This window comes from Kerstersia similis, assembly GCF_965139615.1.
GTDB lineage: Bacteria > Pseudomonadota > Gammaproteobacteria > Burkholderiales > Burkholderiaceae_B > Kerstersia > Kerstersia similis.
This window is the reverse complement of sequence record NZ_CBCSIQ010000031.1, coordinates 1-14,286: the sequence shown is the minus strand read 5'-3', so window position 1 is coordinate 14,286 and position 14,286 is coordinate 1. Positions and strand designations below refer to the sequence as shown.

Here is a 14,286-nt window from a genome sequence, read left to right as displayed (position 1 = left end):
ATGACAGATCGCCTGGCGGTGCATGAGAAGACGGCGCCCGTCCTTTCCGCGCGCAATCTCGGCAAGGTCTATACCGATGGCCGCCTGACTGTCCCTGTATTGGAAAACGTCGATTTCGATGTTTATCCGGGCGAAATGGTTGCGATCATTGGCGCCTCCGGATCGGGTAAAAGTACCTTGCTGCACCTGCTGGGCATGCTGGATTTGCCCTCATCGGGGGAAGTCCGGGTCGGTGGAGTGGAAACCGCCGGTTTGAGTGAAGTCGAACGCAGCGCTTTGCGTAATCGGAAACTGGGATTCGTCTATCAGTTCCATCACCTGCTGTCTGGTTTTACGGCGCTGGATAATGTCGCCATGCCGTTGATCGTCAGGCGCGAGTCGCGCAAGCTGGCGCGGGAAAAGGCGGCGGTGGCGCTGGCGCAGGTTGGCCTGGCGGCACGGGCCGAGCATTCCCCTGGGCAATTGTCGGGGGGGGAGCGGCAGCGGGTGGCCCTGGCCCGGGCGCTGGTGGGCTCGCCGGCCTGCGTGCTGGCCGATGAGCCTACCGGCAACCTGGATCGGCAGACGGCAGATGAGGTGTTCGATGTGCTGGTACGCGCCTATCGGGAATCCGGCACGGCGTTCGTGATCGTCACCCATGATGCGGAACTGGCCAGTCGTGCCGATCGGCGCCTGCTGATGAAAGGGGGGCGCCTGGAGGCGCTCTGAGGGCGCTTTTTGGCGAAGAGCGATCGGGCATGCTCATAGACACTCATTGTCATCTCGACGCGCCCGAATTGCGGCCAGACCGCAAGGCCGTGATTCATGCTGCCGGCGCTGCTGGGGTGGCGGCCATTGTCATCCCGGCAGTCGCACGTTTCAATTTCAATGCCGTGCGACGGCTGGCGCATGTCATCCCGGGCGGGGCGTATGCCCTGGGGATACACCCTCTTTATGTCGGGCAGTCCGAGGATAGCGACTTGCAGTATCTGCGCGCGGAAGTGCTGCGCCGCATGGAAGATCCGCGGTTGGTTGCCATTGGCGAGATCGGCCTGGATTTCTTTGTTCCCGGGCTGGCGGAAGGCCGTGCGCGCGAGCGGCAGGAGTATTTCTATCAGGCGCAGCTGGATATGGCGCAGGAAATGGGCTTGCCTGTGTTGCTGCATGTGCGTCGATCCCAGGATGTATTGCTGAAGTATCTGCGCCGCCGGCCTGCTATCGGCGGTATTGCCCATGCCTTCAATGGCAGCGCGCAGCAAGCGGAAATGTTTATCCAGCAAGGGTTTGCGCTGGGCGTCGGCGGGGCCATGACTTATGCGCGGGCCTTGCAGATCCGCCGTTTGGCGGCAGCTGTGCCCCTGGCGAACCTGGTGCTGGAGACGGACGCGCCGGATATTCCGCCTGCCTGGCTGATGCCGCCCGAGCGGCGCAATACGCCGGCGCAAGTCGCGCGCATTGCAGTAGAGCTGGCGCAATTGCGCCAGTTGACGCCTGACGCCGTCATTGCCGCGACCGGTGCGACGGCCCGGCGCGTTTTGCCGCGTCTGGCGCGTTTGCTGCCCTGAGGGGCAAGCACCTGATCCGATACGCAACATGAAGAGCTGCCGGCGGAGACGCCGGTTTTTTTATGCGTCCGTACCGTGTCGGGATGTGCTGTTTCCAGCACGCTCGGGCTCGTCAAGCCGAACTCGACACCGGATACTTCCCTGGATGGCAAAGGGAGGTTTGCTTGCGCTTGTGGATGATGGCATTCGTGATGGGTTGCTGGGTCTTGCAGCAGTTGCCGTATTTGCCTGATGAGCACTGGCGTCATGCAGGTGTTGCTGGCGGCCTGGCATTGCTCGGCCTGTCGATGGGCTTGTCGCGTGAGGCCCTGCGAGGGCCGCATCCGGCCAATGGTGGCGGAGCCGACGGAGAGGCCGCGCAGATTGCCCGGCGCGCCACAGAGCGAAGGCCGCTTCTGGCCGCGATCTGTGCAGGGGTGGCGGGTGGCATGCTGGGGGTGGCATGGGCGGCCTGGCAGGCGCAATGGCGTCTGGATGATGCGCTGGCAGCGGGGAATGTCGATGAGGTCAGCCGGGTGGTGATACGGGTGGCGGGTTTGCCCCAGCAGGTGGATCGTGGCTGGCGTTTCGAGGCCGATGTGCTGGAAGCCAGGCCTGCAGGCGTACCCAGCCGTATTCAGGTGTCGTGGCTGCTGCCAGGTGGCGCGTACGGCGCCCCGCCCTTGCCTGGGAGCGTACTGACATCCGCGGCGTTGTCCGCACGCTTGCCGGAACCGGTGCCAGGCCAGGTGTGGCGGGCGGCAATGATCTTGCGGCCGCCGTCGGGAACGCGTAACCCGCATCTATTTGATTACGAAAGCCTGATGTTCGCGCGCGGAATCCGGGCTCTGGGAACGATACGCGGTCAACCGGTGTTGCTGGAGGACTATCCGGTGCGAACGCCGCTGGTCGTGGAAATTGAACGCCTGCGTCAGCACCTGCGCGCGCGGATGCAGCAGGATCTGGCGCAGGCTCGCTATGGCCCGGTCATGGTGGCCTTGGCATTGGGGGATCAGGCGGGCGTGGATGCGCAGGATTGGCGGATCTTCAATGGGTCGGGCATTACCCATCTGGTTTCCATCAGCGGTTCGCACGTGACCCTATTGGCAGGGATGGCGGCCTGGCTGGCGATGTGGGTGTGGCGGCGGGGCGTTTGGCGCGGCCGTGGCTGGGCGGAGCGCTGGCCCGCGCAGCAGGTGGGGGCGCTGGTCGCCTTGGTGCTGGCAGGCGCCTATTGCCTGCTGGCAGGTTGGGGCGTGCCTGCCAGAAGGACATTTTTCATGCTGGCCGTGACCCTAGGGGCGTTGCTGCTGCGTCTGCCGCTATCGGGCGGGCATATCCTGGGGCTGGCTGCGCTGGCGGTGGTGTGGCTGGATCCCTGGGCGGTGCTGTCGGCGGGCTTCTGGCTTTCTTTTGCTGCGGTCATGGTTCTGATGGCTTGCGTCGCGGCACCGCACGGCCAAGGCAAAGCCGGGTCAGGGATCTGGCGGCGCTGCTGGCCCGCCTTGCGCAGCGCGGCAATGCTGCAATGGGCTGTCACCCTGGGCTTGATGCCAGCGCTCGCCTGGCTGTTCCAGCAGCTCCCCTTGCTGTCACCATTAGCCAATGCTCTGGCCATACCATTGGTGGGAATGGTGGTGACGCCGCTGGTGGTGGTGTCTGCCGTTCTGTACCTGATTCCGGGTATGGGTTGGATGGCATCGTGCGGGGTATCGGCGGCGCACGCCGTGTTTGAGGCGATGATGTGGCCCATTCAGGCCATGGGGCGGCAGCCCTGGGCCTTGCTGGATGTAGCGGCGCCGGCGGCGGGCTGGCTGCTGGTGGCGTGTTGCGGGGTGTGGTGGGCGCTGCGGCCAGCCGGATGGCCCTTGCGTCAGGCGGGCTGGCTGCTGATGCTGCCAGCGCTTGGGGGCGTGCCGGTGCGGCTGGGGGAGGGGGAGTGGCGTATCAGCGCCATCGACGTCGGGCAAGGCAGTGCCATACTGGTGGAAACCGCCAGCGGCGCCAGTTTGTTTGATACCGGCGTGCGTTACGGGCCTCAAACAGACGCGGGTGGACGGATTGTCTGGCCTTTTATCCGGGCGCATGGCTGGCGCAGGCTGGAGGAACTGCTGGTGTCACATGCGGATATCGACCATGCCGGCGGTGTTATGAGCGTCCTGAGCGCGATACCGGTAGCGCGAAGCTATGCCTCCTTCGATTTGCAGGCGTTTCTGCGCCGTGAGGCGCGTCTGGGGCATGGAGGAGAGCTGCCTGCGGCCTATCTTCCTGCTGAATCTTCTCTATGCGTAGCGGGGCATGCCTGGCAGCGGGACGGTGTGGTTTTCCGCTTTGTGCATCCGCCACCGCCGGTCGGCAAGGACTGGTGGCGAGGCGGCAATGCCGATAGCTGCGTCCTGAAAGTAGAGGGGGCGTACCACACAGCGCTGCTGACCGGTGACATCGGGGCTGCCCAGGAGCAGGAGTTGCTGGCGGCCGGGGAGGCGGCGGCCGATTGGGTGGCGGCGGCACATCATGGTTCCGCGACGTCTTCGAGCACGGCATTCGTGCAGGCAAGCGGCGCGCATCATGTCGTTGCACAAATGGGAGCCTGGAACCGCTATCGGCACCCTCATCCCGCAGTGGCGCAACGCTGGCAGGATGCGGGCGCGGTGTTCTGGCGATCGGATCAGCATGGCGCAGTCATGGCGCATTCCCGTGCTGAAGGCCTGGTGGTCAGTGCCGAACGGATCAAGGCCAGACGATACTGGCAGTACGAGCCTTCTGCCATGAGCACTGCGACAAGCGCCGCACCGGCAGGCAGGTAAAAAAGGCATGAATGAACATGGCTGAAGGTAAGGCGGCGCGGCGCGAGGCATAGGAGGGGTGCTGGCAATGGGCTTTTGCGCTATTGTTGAATAGCGTCCAGGGTCGGGTTCGGCCTGAATTGCTATTGAGTGACAGAACGAGCTACAGGAGTCAGCCCATGTCTCATCCCCGTTTGGAAAGTGTTGTTTGTGCGAGTCCGGCAGGCATGCACCGGATGGCGTATTGGGAATGGGGTGACCCGGCCAATACGGATGTGGTGCTGTGTGTGCATGGCCTGACCCGCACTGGCCGGGATTTCGACGCTCTGGCGCGGGCGCTGTCGAATGATTTTCGCGTGGTCTGCCCGGATGTTGCCGGCCGAGGTGAGTCGGATTGGCTGGCAAACCCCGTGTTCTATTCCGTGCCGCAGTATGTCGCCGATATGACCACGCTGTTTGCGCGTATCCGTGCCCGGCGCCTGGCTTGGGTCGGGACGTCCATGGGCGGACTGATCGGCATGGCGTTTGCCGGTGCGCTGGCAGCGGCTCGCCGTACACCGGGGAAGGGGCCGGGCGCGGCAGCCAAGGCTGCGGCGTTGCCGGCGTTGTCTGGGATGGTGTTGAACGACGTCGGGCCGCATATTGGCGTGGCTGGCCTGATGCGTATCGGGACGTATGTCGGGCGGCGTCAGGTGTTCAGCAGTTTCGATGATGCCGTGGCGGAAATGAAGGCGATAGCGGCGCCATACGGTGAGCATACCGATGAGCAGTGGCGCGAATTGGCGCGACATGTCTATGTTCAACATGAAGGCGCCTGGGTGCCCAACTACGATCCGTCCATCGCCGTCGGATTGGCCCCGCCGGATGGCATGAGCCAGGCGGCTGCGGAGCAAATGCTGTGGCAATGTTATGAGGCCATGGATGGGCCGGTGTTGATATTGCGTGGTGCTGCTTCGGATATTCTGGTGCCTGCAACCGTGGAAGCCATGCTGGCGGCGCGCAGCGATGCGCGTGCCCTGGAGTTCCAGGGGGTGGGGCATGCCCCGTCATTGATGCACGAAAATCAGATTGCCGGCGTTGCAGCGTTCCTGCGGCACGCCGTTCTAAAATGGCCGCTATGAATAAAGACCGACCTTCAGGCATCGTGCCATCAGGTTTTCAGCTGCCCCGGGAGGGTGGCTTGTGTTTCGACCTGCATTGCCATTCGTTGGCATCGGACGGCGCGCTGGCGCCCGCCATGGTTGCGCGCCGTGCTGCGGCCAATGGTGTGCGTGTCTGGTCGCTCACGGATCATGATGAGCTGAGTGGTTTGGCAGAGGCAGAAAGCGAAGCGCTGGCGCTTGGCATGTGTTTTGTGAACGGCGTGGAAATTTCAGTTACCTGGGCGGGGCATACCGTTCATATTGTTGGCCTGGGCTTTGATCGCGAGCATCCTGTCATCGTGCGTGGGCTTGAGGCCATCCGGCGTGATCGCAGCGAGCGTGCCGAGCGTATCGGCAGGCGTTTCGCGGAACTGGGCATCGCAGGCACTTATGAGGGAGCGCTGGCCCTGGCGGGCAATGAAAACCTTTTGAGCCGCACGCACTTCGCCCGCTACCTTTGGCAGTCGGGGCATGTCTCGAATGTGCAGGAAGCCTTTGACCTGTATTTACGTGATGGCGGCCCTGCGCAGGTTCCCATGAAATGGGCGACGCTGGAAGATGCGGTTTCCTGGATCTTGTCGGCTGGTGGCGTGGCAGTGATTGCTCATCCTGGGCGTTATCGCTATACCCCGGTGCAGTTTGACGGATTGTTTTCGACATTCCGCGATCTTGGCGGTGCTGCCATTGAAGTGGTCACCGGCAGCCATCGGCCTGAGCAGTACGCGGAGTATGAGGCCGTGGCACGCTATTACGGTTTTCGCGCTTCCTGCGGCTCGGATTTTCACAGCACTACGGAAAGCCGCGCGGATCTTGGAAGCCTGCCGCCCTTGCCGGCGAGTTTGACGCCGGTATGGCGTGATTGGTTCTGATCCAGGGCTGTTGGATGGCCGGGGCGGAACAGGCGGGTTTTTTGCCTGGTCACATGCAGGCTGGTTGCATCTTCATCAATAATAAAAAGGTAGGAAATGAACAAGGCATTCGTCAAGGAAACGGATCGGGACGAGGATGATGAACTGCCCGACGCGCAGGCCTTGCCGTCTGGCTCGCGCAATTACATGACGCCGCAAGGTTTTCAGGCAATGCGTGATGAGCTGGCGCACCTGATGACGGTGGAGCGGCCGGAAATCGTCTCCATTGTGTCCTGGGCGGCTTCCAATGGCGACCGATCGGAAAACGGGGATTATCTCTATGGCAAGAAGCGCTTGCGTGAAATCGACCGGCGCATGCGTTTTCTGACCAAACGCCTGGAAATTGCCGAAGTGGTCGATCCGGCGTTACAGCCGAATCGTGACCAGGTTTTTTTCGGCGCGACAGTAACTTATGAAAATCAGGACGGTGATAGCCAGACTGTCACGATTGTCGGCGTTGACGAGGCTGAACCGCTGGCAGGCCGCATCAGCTGGATTTCTCCCGTCGCCCGTGCGCTGATCAAGGCTCGCGAAGGCGATACCGTGGTGTTGCGCACACCGGGCGGGATTCAGGAGCTGGATATTGTCGAGGTTTCCTACCCGGAGTAAAGGCGGGTGCCGCATGATGCGCGTACCCTGGCGTGGCGTTTCTGTCCCGGTTCCTGGCGCTGGGTGATATCCAGGCGGGACACTGGGTTAAAATCCAAAACTTGATTCATCTGGCCTGGCGGCATGGATGGGCATTGCGCCCACGGCCGGCAGGCTGGCTATCCTGGGCCTGCATGGGTCCGGCCGTTCCCTCCTTCTTTTGCCCGAGCGCGTACTTCCCCGTGTCCTCATCGCTTCTTATTATTCCCGGTTCCTCCGCCCTGTCCGCATTCCGTCGCGAGCGCCTGCTTGCTCAACTGCACCAGGCGGGATTGCCCGTGGCCGATGTCGCCGCGTATTACGAACATTTTGCCTGGGCGGAAACGCCGCTGGATGAGACCGGCCGTGAGCGGCTGGCCTTGGCGTTGAACGGTGGAAAGCCGGTCGGCGGCACGGAAGCCGGAAAGGACGTTCTGGTTTTGCGCACGATTCCGCGCCTGGGCACGATTTCCCCCTGGGCCAGCAAGGCGACCGATATTCTGCAGAACTGTGGCCTGCAGAGTGTGCGCCGGGTTGAACGCGGCGTACGTTATCTGCTGACACTGCAGCGTGGCCTGTTGGGCACGCGCAAACTGGATGCGCAGCAACTGGCGCAGGTGGCCGCCTGCCTGCATGACCGCATGACCGAAACGGTGGTTGATGCTGCTTTTGATGGCAGCGCGTTGTTTGCCGAATTGCAAGGCAAGCCGCTGGCAACCGTGCCGGTGCTGGAGCAGGGCCGGGCAGCACTGGAGCGTGCCAATACCGAATTGGGTCTGGCACTGTCTGATGATGAAATCGACTATCTGCTGCAATCGTTCGGCGATCTTGGGCGTGATCCCACTGATGTCGAATTGATGATGTTCGCGCAGGCAAACAGCGAGCACTGCCGGCATAAAATTTTCAATGCCAGCTGGGTGATCGACGGCCAGGCGCGCGAACAAACACTGTTTGGCATGATTCGCGCCACGCATGCGGCACAGCCGCTGGGCACCATCGTGGCATATTCGGACAACGCGGCCATCATGGAAGGCGGCACGGCGCAGCGGTTTTATCCGGGGGCGCAGGCTGAGCTGGGCGAGCGCACTTATGGCCGTCGCGAAGCCACGGTTCATACCTTGATGAAGGTGGAAACGCATAATCACCCGACGGCGATTGCGCCGTTCCCGGGGGCGTCCACCGGTGCGGGGGGCGAAATCCGCGATGAAGGCGCTACGGGTCGCGGTTCCAAGCCGAAGGCAGGCCTGACGGGCTTCACCGTGTCACACCTGCGTTTCGATGATGCCGTACAGCCTTGGGAAAATGATCATCACGGCCTGCCGGATCGCATTGCCTCACCGCTGGACATCATGATCGAAGGCCCCTTGGGTGGCGCGGCGTTCAATAACGAGTTCGGTCGTCCCAATTTGCTGGGCTATTTCCGTACCTATGAACAGACCACGGCGGATGGCCGCTGGGGGTATCACAAGCCCATCATGATCGCCGGTGGTCTGGGCAGCATAGATGGCGACCAGACGCATAAGCTGGGTATTCCGCCAGGTGCGCTGCTGATTCAGCTGGGTGGGCCTGGCTTGCGTATCGGCATGGGGGGCGGCGCGGCGTCCAGCATGGGTGTCGGGGCCAACAGCGCCGAACTGGACTTTGATTCCGTGCAGCGCGGTAACCCTGAAATCGAGCGCCGGGCGCAGGAAGTCATCGACGCCTGCTGGCGTCAGGGGGCCAACAATCCCATTCTGGCTATTCACGATGTCGGGGCAGGTGGCCTGTCCAACGCGTTTCCTGAGTTGGTCAACGACGCGGGCCGGGGCGCTATCTTTGATCTGCGCCGTGTTCCGGTGGAAGAATCCGGCATGTCGCCCGCGGAAATCTGGAGCAATGAATCCCAGGAACGCTATGTGCTGGCGATTCAGCCGCAGGACCTGGAACGGTTCGATGCACTGGCGCGCCGCGAGCGCTGCCCCTATGCCGTGGTCGGCATTACCACGGAAGAGCGCCGCCTGAAAGTGGTGGATGGCGCACGTGGTGCGGACGCCGAGCTGTTTGCCGTGTTGCCGCCTCTGCCGGAAGCAGTGATGGCGGCACCGTCGGCGCAACCGCATCCGGTGGATGTGCCGATGGATGTCATCCTGGGCAAACCGCCGCGCATGCTGCGCGATGTCCAGCATCGCGCCTCGCAAGGCGGTGCGCTGGACCTGACGTTGATTTCCCTGGATGACGCTGCCGAGCGCGTGCTGCGTCATCCGACCGTCGCGAACAAGAGCTTCCTGATCACCATCGGTGACCGTACCGTGGGCGGGCTTTCCAGCCGCGACCAGATGGTCGGGCCCTGGCAGGTTCCGGTTGCAGATTGCGCTGTCACGCTGGCGGATCACGACGGCTTCCGTGGTGAAGCCATGGCCATGGGGGAGCGTACGCCTCTGGCTGTGCTCGATGCTCCGGCGTCGGGCCGCATGGCGGTCGCGGAAGCGCTGACCAACCTGGCTGCTGCGGATGTGGCTCGTCTGGAGGACATCAAGCTGTCTGCCAACTGGATGGCTGCCTGCGGTTCCGCGGGGCAGGATGCTGCATTGTTCGACACGGTTTCTGCCGTCAGCGAACTGTGCCAGCAGGTGGGATTATCCATTCCGGTCGGCAAGGATTCACTGTCCATGAAGACCGCCTGGGAAGAGGCAGGTGAGCGCCGTGAAGTCGTGTCGCCAGTGTCGCTCATTGTCACGGCGTTTGCGCCGGTAGCCGATGTGCGCAACAGCCTGACGCCGCAGCTGCGGACTGACATGGGTGATACGGTTCTTATCCTGGTGGACCTGGGGCAGGGCAAGCATCGCTTGGGCGCCTCCATTTTGGCGCAGGCATTCAATCAGGTCGGCGAAGCCGTGCCCGATATTGATGATGCCGAGTCGCTGCGCGCTTTCTTCGCCGCGATCCGTGCATTGGCTGAAGCCGGCAGCATCCTGGCCTATCACGATCGTTCCGATGGCGGCCTGTACGCAACGGTATGCGAAATGGCTTTTGCCGGGCATACCGGTGTCTCCATCAATCTCGACATGCTGACCTTCGACGCCAGCGTGGCGGATTGGGGCGACTATAAGATTCGTGCCGAGCAGGTGTCGGTGCAACGTGATGAAGCCACCCTGAAGGCCTTGTTTGCGGAAGAGGCGGGGGCGGTCATCCAGGTGCGTGCCGAAGAGCGTGATGCCGTGCTGCAGGTGTTCCGTGGTGCGGGCCTGTCGGTGCATACGCATGTTATCGGTGCGCCCAATAAAACGGATGAAGTCGAGTTCTACCGTGATGGTCATCGCATCTGGAACCGCCCGCGCGCAGAGTTGGGCCGTGTCTGGAGCGAGGTGTCGTGGCGCATCGCCTCGCGTCGTGACAATCCGGCATCGGCACAGGCGGAATACGACACCTGGCTGGATGTATCTGATCCCGGCATGACGCCGCGCGTGGATTTCGATCCTCAAGAGGATGTTGCTGCGCCGTATATCGCAACCGGCGTGCGTCCGCGAGTGGCGATTCTGCGTGAGCAGGGTTGCAACAGCCATATTGAAATGGCCTGGGCTTTCGACAAATCGGGTTTCGAGGCAGTCGATGTGCACATGACAGACCTGCTTTCTGGTCGGGCCTCGTTGGCGTCCATGCAAGGTCTGGTGGCGGTAGGCGGCTTCAGCTACGGTGATGTGCTGGGCGCGGGTGAGGGCTGGGCACGTACCATTCAGCTCAATGACAAGCTCGCGCAACAGTTCGCAGAGTATTTCGCCCGTCCCGATACTTTCGGCCTGGGGGTTTGCAATGGTTGCCAGATGATGGCGGCCCTGGCCTCCATGATTCCGGGGGCGGAGAACTGGCCGCGCTTTACCCGCAACCAGTCCGAGAAATACGAAGCACGGTTATCCATGGTGGAAGTGCAGGGGTCGCCATCCTTGTTCTTCAGCGGGATGGAAGGTGCACGCATTCCGGTGGCCGTTGCGCATGGTGAAGGCTATGCGGACTTCTCGCTGCAAGGCGATCAGTCGCGTGTTTTGGCGGCTGCCCGTTTTGTGGATCACCGTGGCGCCGCGACGGAGGTGTACCCCTACAACCCCAACGGCAGTCCGGAAGGGTTGACGGCAGTGACGACGGCCGATGGCCGCTTCACTGTCATGATGCCGCACCCGGAGCGCGTGACACGCAATGCGATGATGTCCTGGGCACCGGAAGGCTGGGGCCCGGCCGATCAAGGCGGGGATTATTCTCCCTGGCTGCGTTTCTTCCGCAATGCGCGGGTCTGGCTGAAGTAGATGTGTTTCAGCGCCGCCGCCGCCCGCTATGGCGCAAGACCTATGCGAGCGGTGTGCGGCGGCGGTTGCAGCAGTACGCCAATAGCTGGCTGGAAGCATGAATGACGACAGCGTCCGATTGCCTGCTTGCTTCCTGGTCTGCTATTTTTGCTTTATACTAAAGAGCTTTTCATAAACTTTTTCAAGGAACTGCCCTCATGGTGGTGATTCGTCTGGCCCGTGGTGGCTCCAAAAAACGTCCTTTCTACAACGTGGTTGCTGCTGACTCGCGCAATCGTCGTGACGGCCGCTTCGTCGAGCGCGTGGGTTTCTACAACCCCGTCGCCCGTGAAGGCGAAGAAGGCCTGCGCCTGTCGCTGGAGCGCGTGCAATACTGGACCAGCAACGGCGCCCAGCTGTCGCCTGTTGTTGCTCGTCTGGTCAAGGAATACTCGGCCAAGGTTTCGGCTGCGGCCTAATCAATGACTGAAGCGCCGCACAGCCAAGCTGGCGCCAGTGCGCCAGATAATCTGGTTGAGCTGGGCCGCATCGTCTCTGCCTATGGCCTGAGGGGCTGGGTCAAGATCCAGCCCCATTCTGCGCGTTCGGAAGCTTTGTTGACTGCCAAGCGTTGGTGGTTGGTTCCGTTTTCGCGTGCTTCCGGTGCCGTGATGCAAGATGCACGGTCCTGGAAGGTCAAGCTATCCCGAACCCAGGGTGCCACGGTTGTCGGCGCGCTGGATGGCATTGCGGATCGCGATGAAGCCGAAGCGCTCAAGGGCATGCTGGTCATGGTCGCTCGCAGTGATTTCCCGGAAACTGATGAAGGGGAATATTACTGGGTTGACCTGATGGGTTGCCGAGTGTGGGGGCTGGATGATGCGGGTGTCCAAGCTGTCATGGGCGTGGTGGCCGATGTTTCCGATAATGGTGCGCATGCCGTGCTGTCGGTGCGTCGCCAGCAGGAACAGGATGGCTTGTGGGTAGATTTGCTGGATGATAAAGAACGTCCTGTAACGTCTTTGGTGCCATTTGTGGAGGCACATCTTCAGGAAGTCGATCTACCCGGGCGACGTATCGTGACGAACTGGCCGTTGGACTTCTGATCTGAGGTTCGGGCGGCTTGGTGCGAGGCATGTGATCTGCATGGTTCTTGCACGGATGCTGCAATCCCGAAGGTTGTGGTATTTTCCGGAAAGCTGGCTCAGGCCAGCTTTTTTGCATTTCATGGTGTGCCGGTGCGGGCCCGCCATGGCGCAAGCCCTGATTGGGTATTGCGGCTGTTTTCGTACTGCTAGATGAAGGCTTGTGCCTGCCATGCGTTTTGACGCCATTACCCTGTTCCCTGAAATTTTCGCCGGCATCACCGGGCATGGCGTCACCAGCCGTGCCTTGTCGCAGGGCTTGTGGTCATTTCATGCCTGGAACCCGCGTGACTATACTCAGGATGTGCATCGAACGGTTGATGATCGTCCGTATGGGGGTGGCCCGGGAATGGTCATGATGGCAGCTCCGCTGGAAGCGGCGGTGAGGGACGTTCAGGCGGATCGGGAGCGTCTGGGGCAGCCACGTGGGCAGGTCGTACTCTTGTCGCCGACAGGGCGACGTTTTGATCAGTCTGCTGCGGCGCAGTGGATCGCGGGCCCTGGAAAAATTCTGGTTTGTGGGCGCTATGAAGGCGTGGATCAGCGTTTTGTTGATCGGTGCGTGGACGAAGAGTGGTCGCTGGGGGACTTTGTCCTGTCGGGCGGTGAATTGGCTGCGCTGCCTATGATGGATGCCTGCGTTAGGTTATTGCCAGGGGTGCTTAATGACGATCAGTCTGCCTTGCAAGACTCCTTTCACGTCAATCTGGATGGTTTGCTGGACAGCCCGCACTACACCCGTCCTGAAATCTATGATGGTGAGGCAGTTCCGGAAGCGCTGTTGTCCGGGCATCATGCGCGCATTGCCCGCTGGCGTCGGGATCAATCATTGCGCCTGACTTTGGCGCGGCGCCCCGAGCTGATTGAACAGGCCCGGCGGGATGGACGATTGGACAAGGCGGACGAGAAGCTTCTATTGGGCTTGCAGGGTTAGGCGGCCTGGTGTCTGGCCGGCTGGGTGCTCAGGTGTTGTGATGCCTTGAGGTGCTGGCATGCGGCACGGACGCAGTCCGGAAAGCTGAGCCTTGCCGTCCGCCGCTACAATCATGGGAACAACGCGGCCATCCTGGCAGCACGGTCTCGAACACTGGCCTGTGCTGCATGCTGTTGCTATGTTTTGTGTCTGAATGACTCATTTGGCGTATCGGGAACCCCAAGATGCTCAATCATTTTTATGAACTGTCGGTATCGCTGCTGGAAGTTACTGGCACACTGGTCATCTTGATCGGATCTGCGGCGGCAACCTGGCAATTTTTCAGGCAAGCGATGCGCGACGGGTATGGCAAGGCCTACCATCCTTTTCGTTCCACGCTTGGCCGAAGCATACTGCTTGGGCTGGAGTTTCTCGTTGCTGCGGATATCCTGAACTCGCTGGTCATCGCGCCCACGCTCGATGATTTGTTGATCCTTGCCGGCCTGGTCCTGGTGCGTACCTTCCTGAGCATTTCTCTTGGTGTCGAAATCAATGGCCACTGGCCTTGGCAGGACACCCGCCTGGAGCGTGAGGAAAGGGCAGCGCAGGAACGGAAGCAGGCGTAATTCAAGGCAGACGCTGGGGGAATGGTTAAAAATTCCCCCAGCAGGAAAACAAAAAAGCCACCGCGTCGGGTGGCTTTAATCACTGTAACTCTTTGAATTCTTTGGCGGACAGGGTGAGATTCGAACTCACGATACGCTTGCACGTATACCGGATTTCGAGTCCGGCGCATTCGACCACTCTGCCACCTGTCCTTAGGTAACCGCAACGGTGCTGATGTATTAAAGCGCCGTAGTGGAAGAAGAAAAAGATTATATCGGTAGTTTTTTCGCTTGGCAAGGGCTGTCGCCGATTGCCTGCTCTGTTGCGGGTTCAGGCAACAGGGCAGGTGGGGGGCTTCAGGCTTTGGCCAGGGTTTCGGG

11 protein-coding genes and 1 tRNA gene are annotated in these 14,286 nt (G+C 61.5%); 11 read left to right on the top strand and 1 reads right to left on the bottom strand.

The genetic code is table 11. The features are described from left to right. The 11 genes from ACNA1V_RS15480 to ACNA1V_RS15430 all read left to right on the top strand — a co-directional run bounded on the left by ACNA1V_RS15480 (position 1) and on the right by ACNA1V_RS15430 (position 13,926). Entirely contained in the window at positions 1-708 is a 708-nt protein-coding gene (locus ACNA1V_RS15480; protein ID WP_415834531.1) for an ABC transporter ATP-binding protein, read from the top strand. A gap of 29 nt (positions 709-737) precedes the next feature. Then, the gene (locus tag ACNA1V_RS15475) at positions 738-1,544 is read left to right on the top strand and encodes a TatD family hydrolase (RefSeq protein WP_415834503.1); all 807 of its coding nucleotides are present in this window, start codon (positions 738-740) and stop codon (positions 1,542-1,544) included. Between the two features lie 176 nt (positions 1,545-1,720). Continuing rightward, positions 1,721-4,330: a DNA internalization-related competence protein ComEC/Rec2 gene (locus ACNA1V_RS15470; RefSeq protein WP_415834502.1), complete on the top strand. Its 2,610-nt coding sequence runs from the start codon at positions 1,721-1,723 to the stop codon at positions 4,328-4,330. A gap of 158 nt (positions 4,331-4,488) precedes the next feature. Continuing rightward, positions 4,489-5,430: an alpha/beta fold hydrolase gene (locus ACNA1V_RS15465; RefSeq protein ID WP_415834501.1), complete on the top strand. Its 942-nt coding sequence runs from the start codon at positions 4,489-4,491 to the stop codon at positions 5,428-5,430. Further along, the gene (locus ACNA1V_RS15460) at positions 5,427-6,320 is read left to right on the top strand and encodes a PHP domain-containing protein (protein ID WP_415834500.1); all 894 of its coding nucleotides are present in this window, start codon (positions 5,427-5,429) and stop codon (positions 6,318-6,320) included. Before ACNA1V_RS15465 ends, ACNA1V_RS15460 begins: the two co-directional genes overlap by 4 nt. A gap of 96 nt (positions 6,321-6,416) precedes the next feature. Continuing rightward, complete coding sequence (greB, locus tag ACNA1V_RS15455; protein ID WP_415834499.1) at positions 6,417-6,968, top strand: transcription elongation factor GreB; 552 nt, start codon at positions 6,417-6,419, stop codon at positions 6,966-6,968. A gap of 221 nt (positions 6,969-7,189) precedes the next feature. Further along, positions 7,190-11,263, top strand: coding sequence for a phosphoribosylformylglycinamidine synthase (purL, locus tag ACNA1V_RS15450; RefSeq protein WP_415834498.1), 4,074 nt, complete (start codon positions 7,190-7,192; stop codon positions 11,261-11,263). Between the two features lie 197 nt (positions 11,264-11,460). Continuing rightward, complete coding sequence (rpsP, locus tag ACNA1V_RS15445; protein WP_415834496.1) at positions 11,461-11,721, top strand: 30S ribosomal protein S16; 261 nt, start codon at positions 11,461-11,463, stop codon at positions 11,719-11,721. A 3-nt stretch (positions 11,722-11,724) separates the two neighbouring features. Continuing rightward, the gene (gene rimM, locus ACNA1V_RS15440) at positions 11,725-12,348 is read left to right on the top strand and encodes a ribosome maturation factor RimM (RefSeq protein ID WP_415834495.1); all 624 of its coding nucleotides are present in this window, start codon (positions 11,725-11,727) and stop codon (positions 12,346-12,348) included. Positions 12,349-12,559: 211 nt separating this feature from the next. Next, positions 12,560-13,321: a tRNA (guanosine(37)-N1)-methyltransferase TrmD gene (gene trmD / locus ACNA1V_RS15435; protein ID WP_415834494.1), complete on the top strand. Its 762-nt coding sequence runs from the start codon at positions 12,560-12,562 to the stop codon at positions 13,319-13,321. Positions 13,322-13,545: 224 nt separating this feature from the next. Beyond that, positions 13,546-13,926 carry a DUF1622 domain-containing protein gene (locus ACNA1V_RS15430; protein ID WP_415834493.1) on the top strand — a complete coding sequence of 127 codons (381 nt, stop codon included), beginning with the start codon at positions 13,546-13,548 and terminating at the stop codon, positions 13,924-13,926. Positions 13,927-14,028: 102 nt separating this feature from the next. Here ACNA1V_RS15430 and ACNA1V_RS15425 read toward each other — a convergent pair. Beyond that, positions 14,029-14,118 (bottom strand) — tRNA-Ser (locus ACNA1V_RS15425). Positions 14,119-14,286: the final 168 nt, after the last annotated feature.

Excerpts from the sequence above, each read along its gene's own strand:
- ACNA1V_RS15480 (WP_415834531.1), top strand. The coding sequence starts at position 1 with ATGACAGATCGCCTGGCGGTGCATGAGAAGACGGCGCCCGTCCTTTCC.
- ACNA1V_RS15475 (WP_415834503.1), top strand. The coding sequence starts at position 738 with ATGCTCATAGACACTCATTGTCATCTCGACGCGCCCGAATTGCGGCCA.
- ACNA1V_RS15470 (WP_415834502.1), top strand. The coding sequence starts at position 1,721 with ATGATGGCATTCGTGATGGGTTGCTGGGTCTTGCAGCAGTTGCCGTAT.
- ACNA1V_RS15465 (WP_415834501.1), top strand. The coding sequence starts at position 4,489 with ATGTCTCATCCCCGTTTGGAAAGTGTTGTTTGTGCGAGTCCGGCAGGC.
- ACNA1V_RS15460 (WP_415834500.1), top strand. The coding sequence starts at position 5,427 with ATGAATAAAGACCGACCTTCAGGCATCGTGCCATCAGGTTTTCAGCTG.
- greB (WP_415834499.1), top strand. The coding sequence starts at position 6,417 with ATGAACAAGGCATTCGTCAAGGAAACGGATCGGGACGAGGATGATGAA.
- rpsP (WP_415834496.1), top strand. The coding sequence starts at position 11,461 with ATGGTGGTGATTCGTCTGGCCCGTGGTGGCTCCAAAAAACGTCCTTTC.
- rimM (WP_415834495.1), top strand. The coding sequence starts at position 11,725 with ATGACTGAAGCGCCGCACAGCCAAGCTGGCGCCAGTGCGCCAGATAAT.
- trmD (WP_415834494.1), top strand. The coding sequence starts at position 12,560 with ATGCGTTTTGACGCCATTACCCTGTTCCCTGAAATTTTCGCCGGCATC.
- ACNA1V_RS15430 (WP_415834493.1), top strand. The coding sequence starts at position 13,546 with ATGCTCAATCATTTTTATGAACTGTCGGTATCGCTGCTGGAAGTTACT.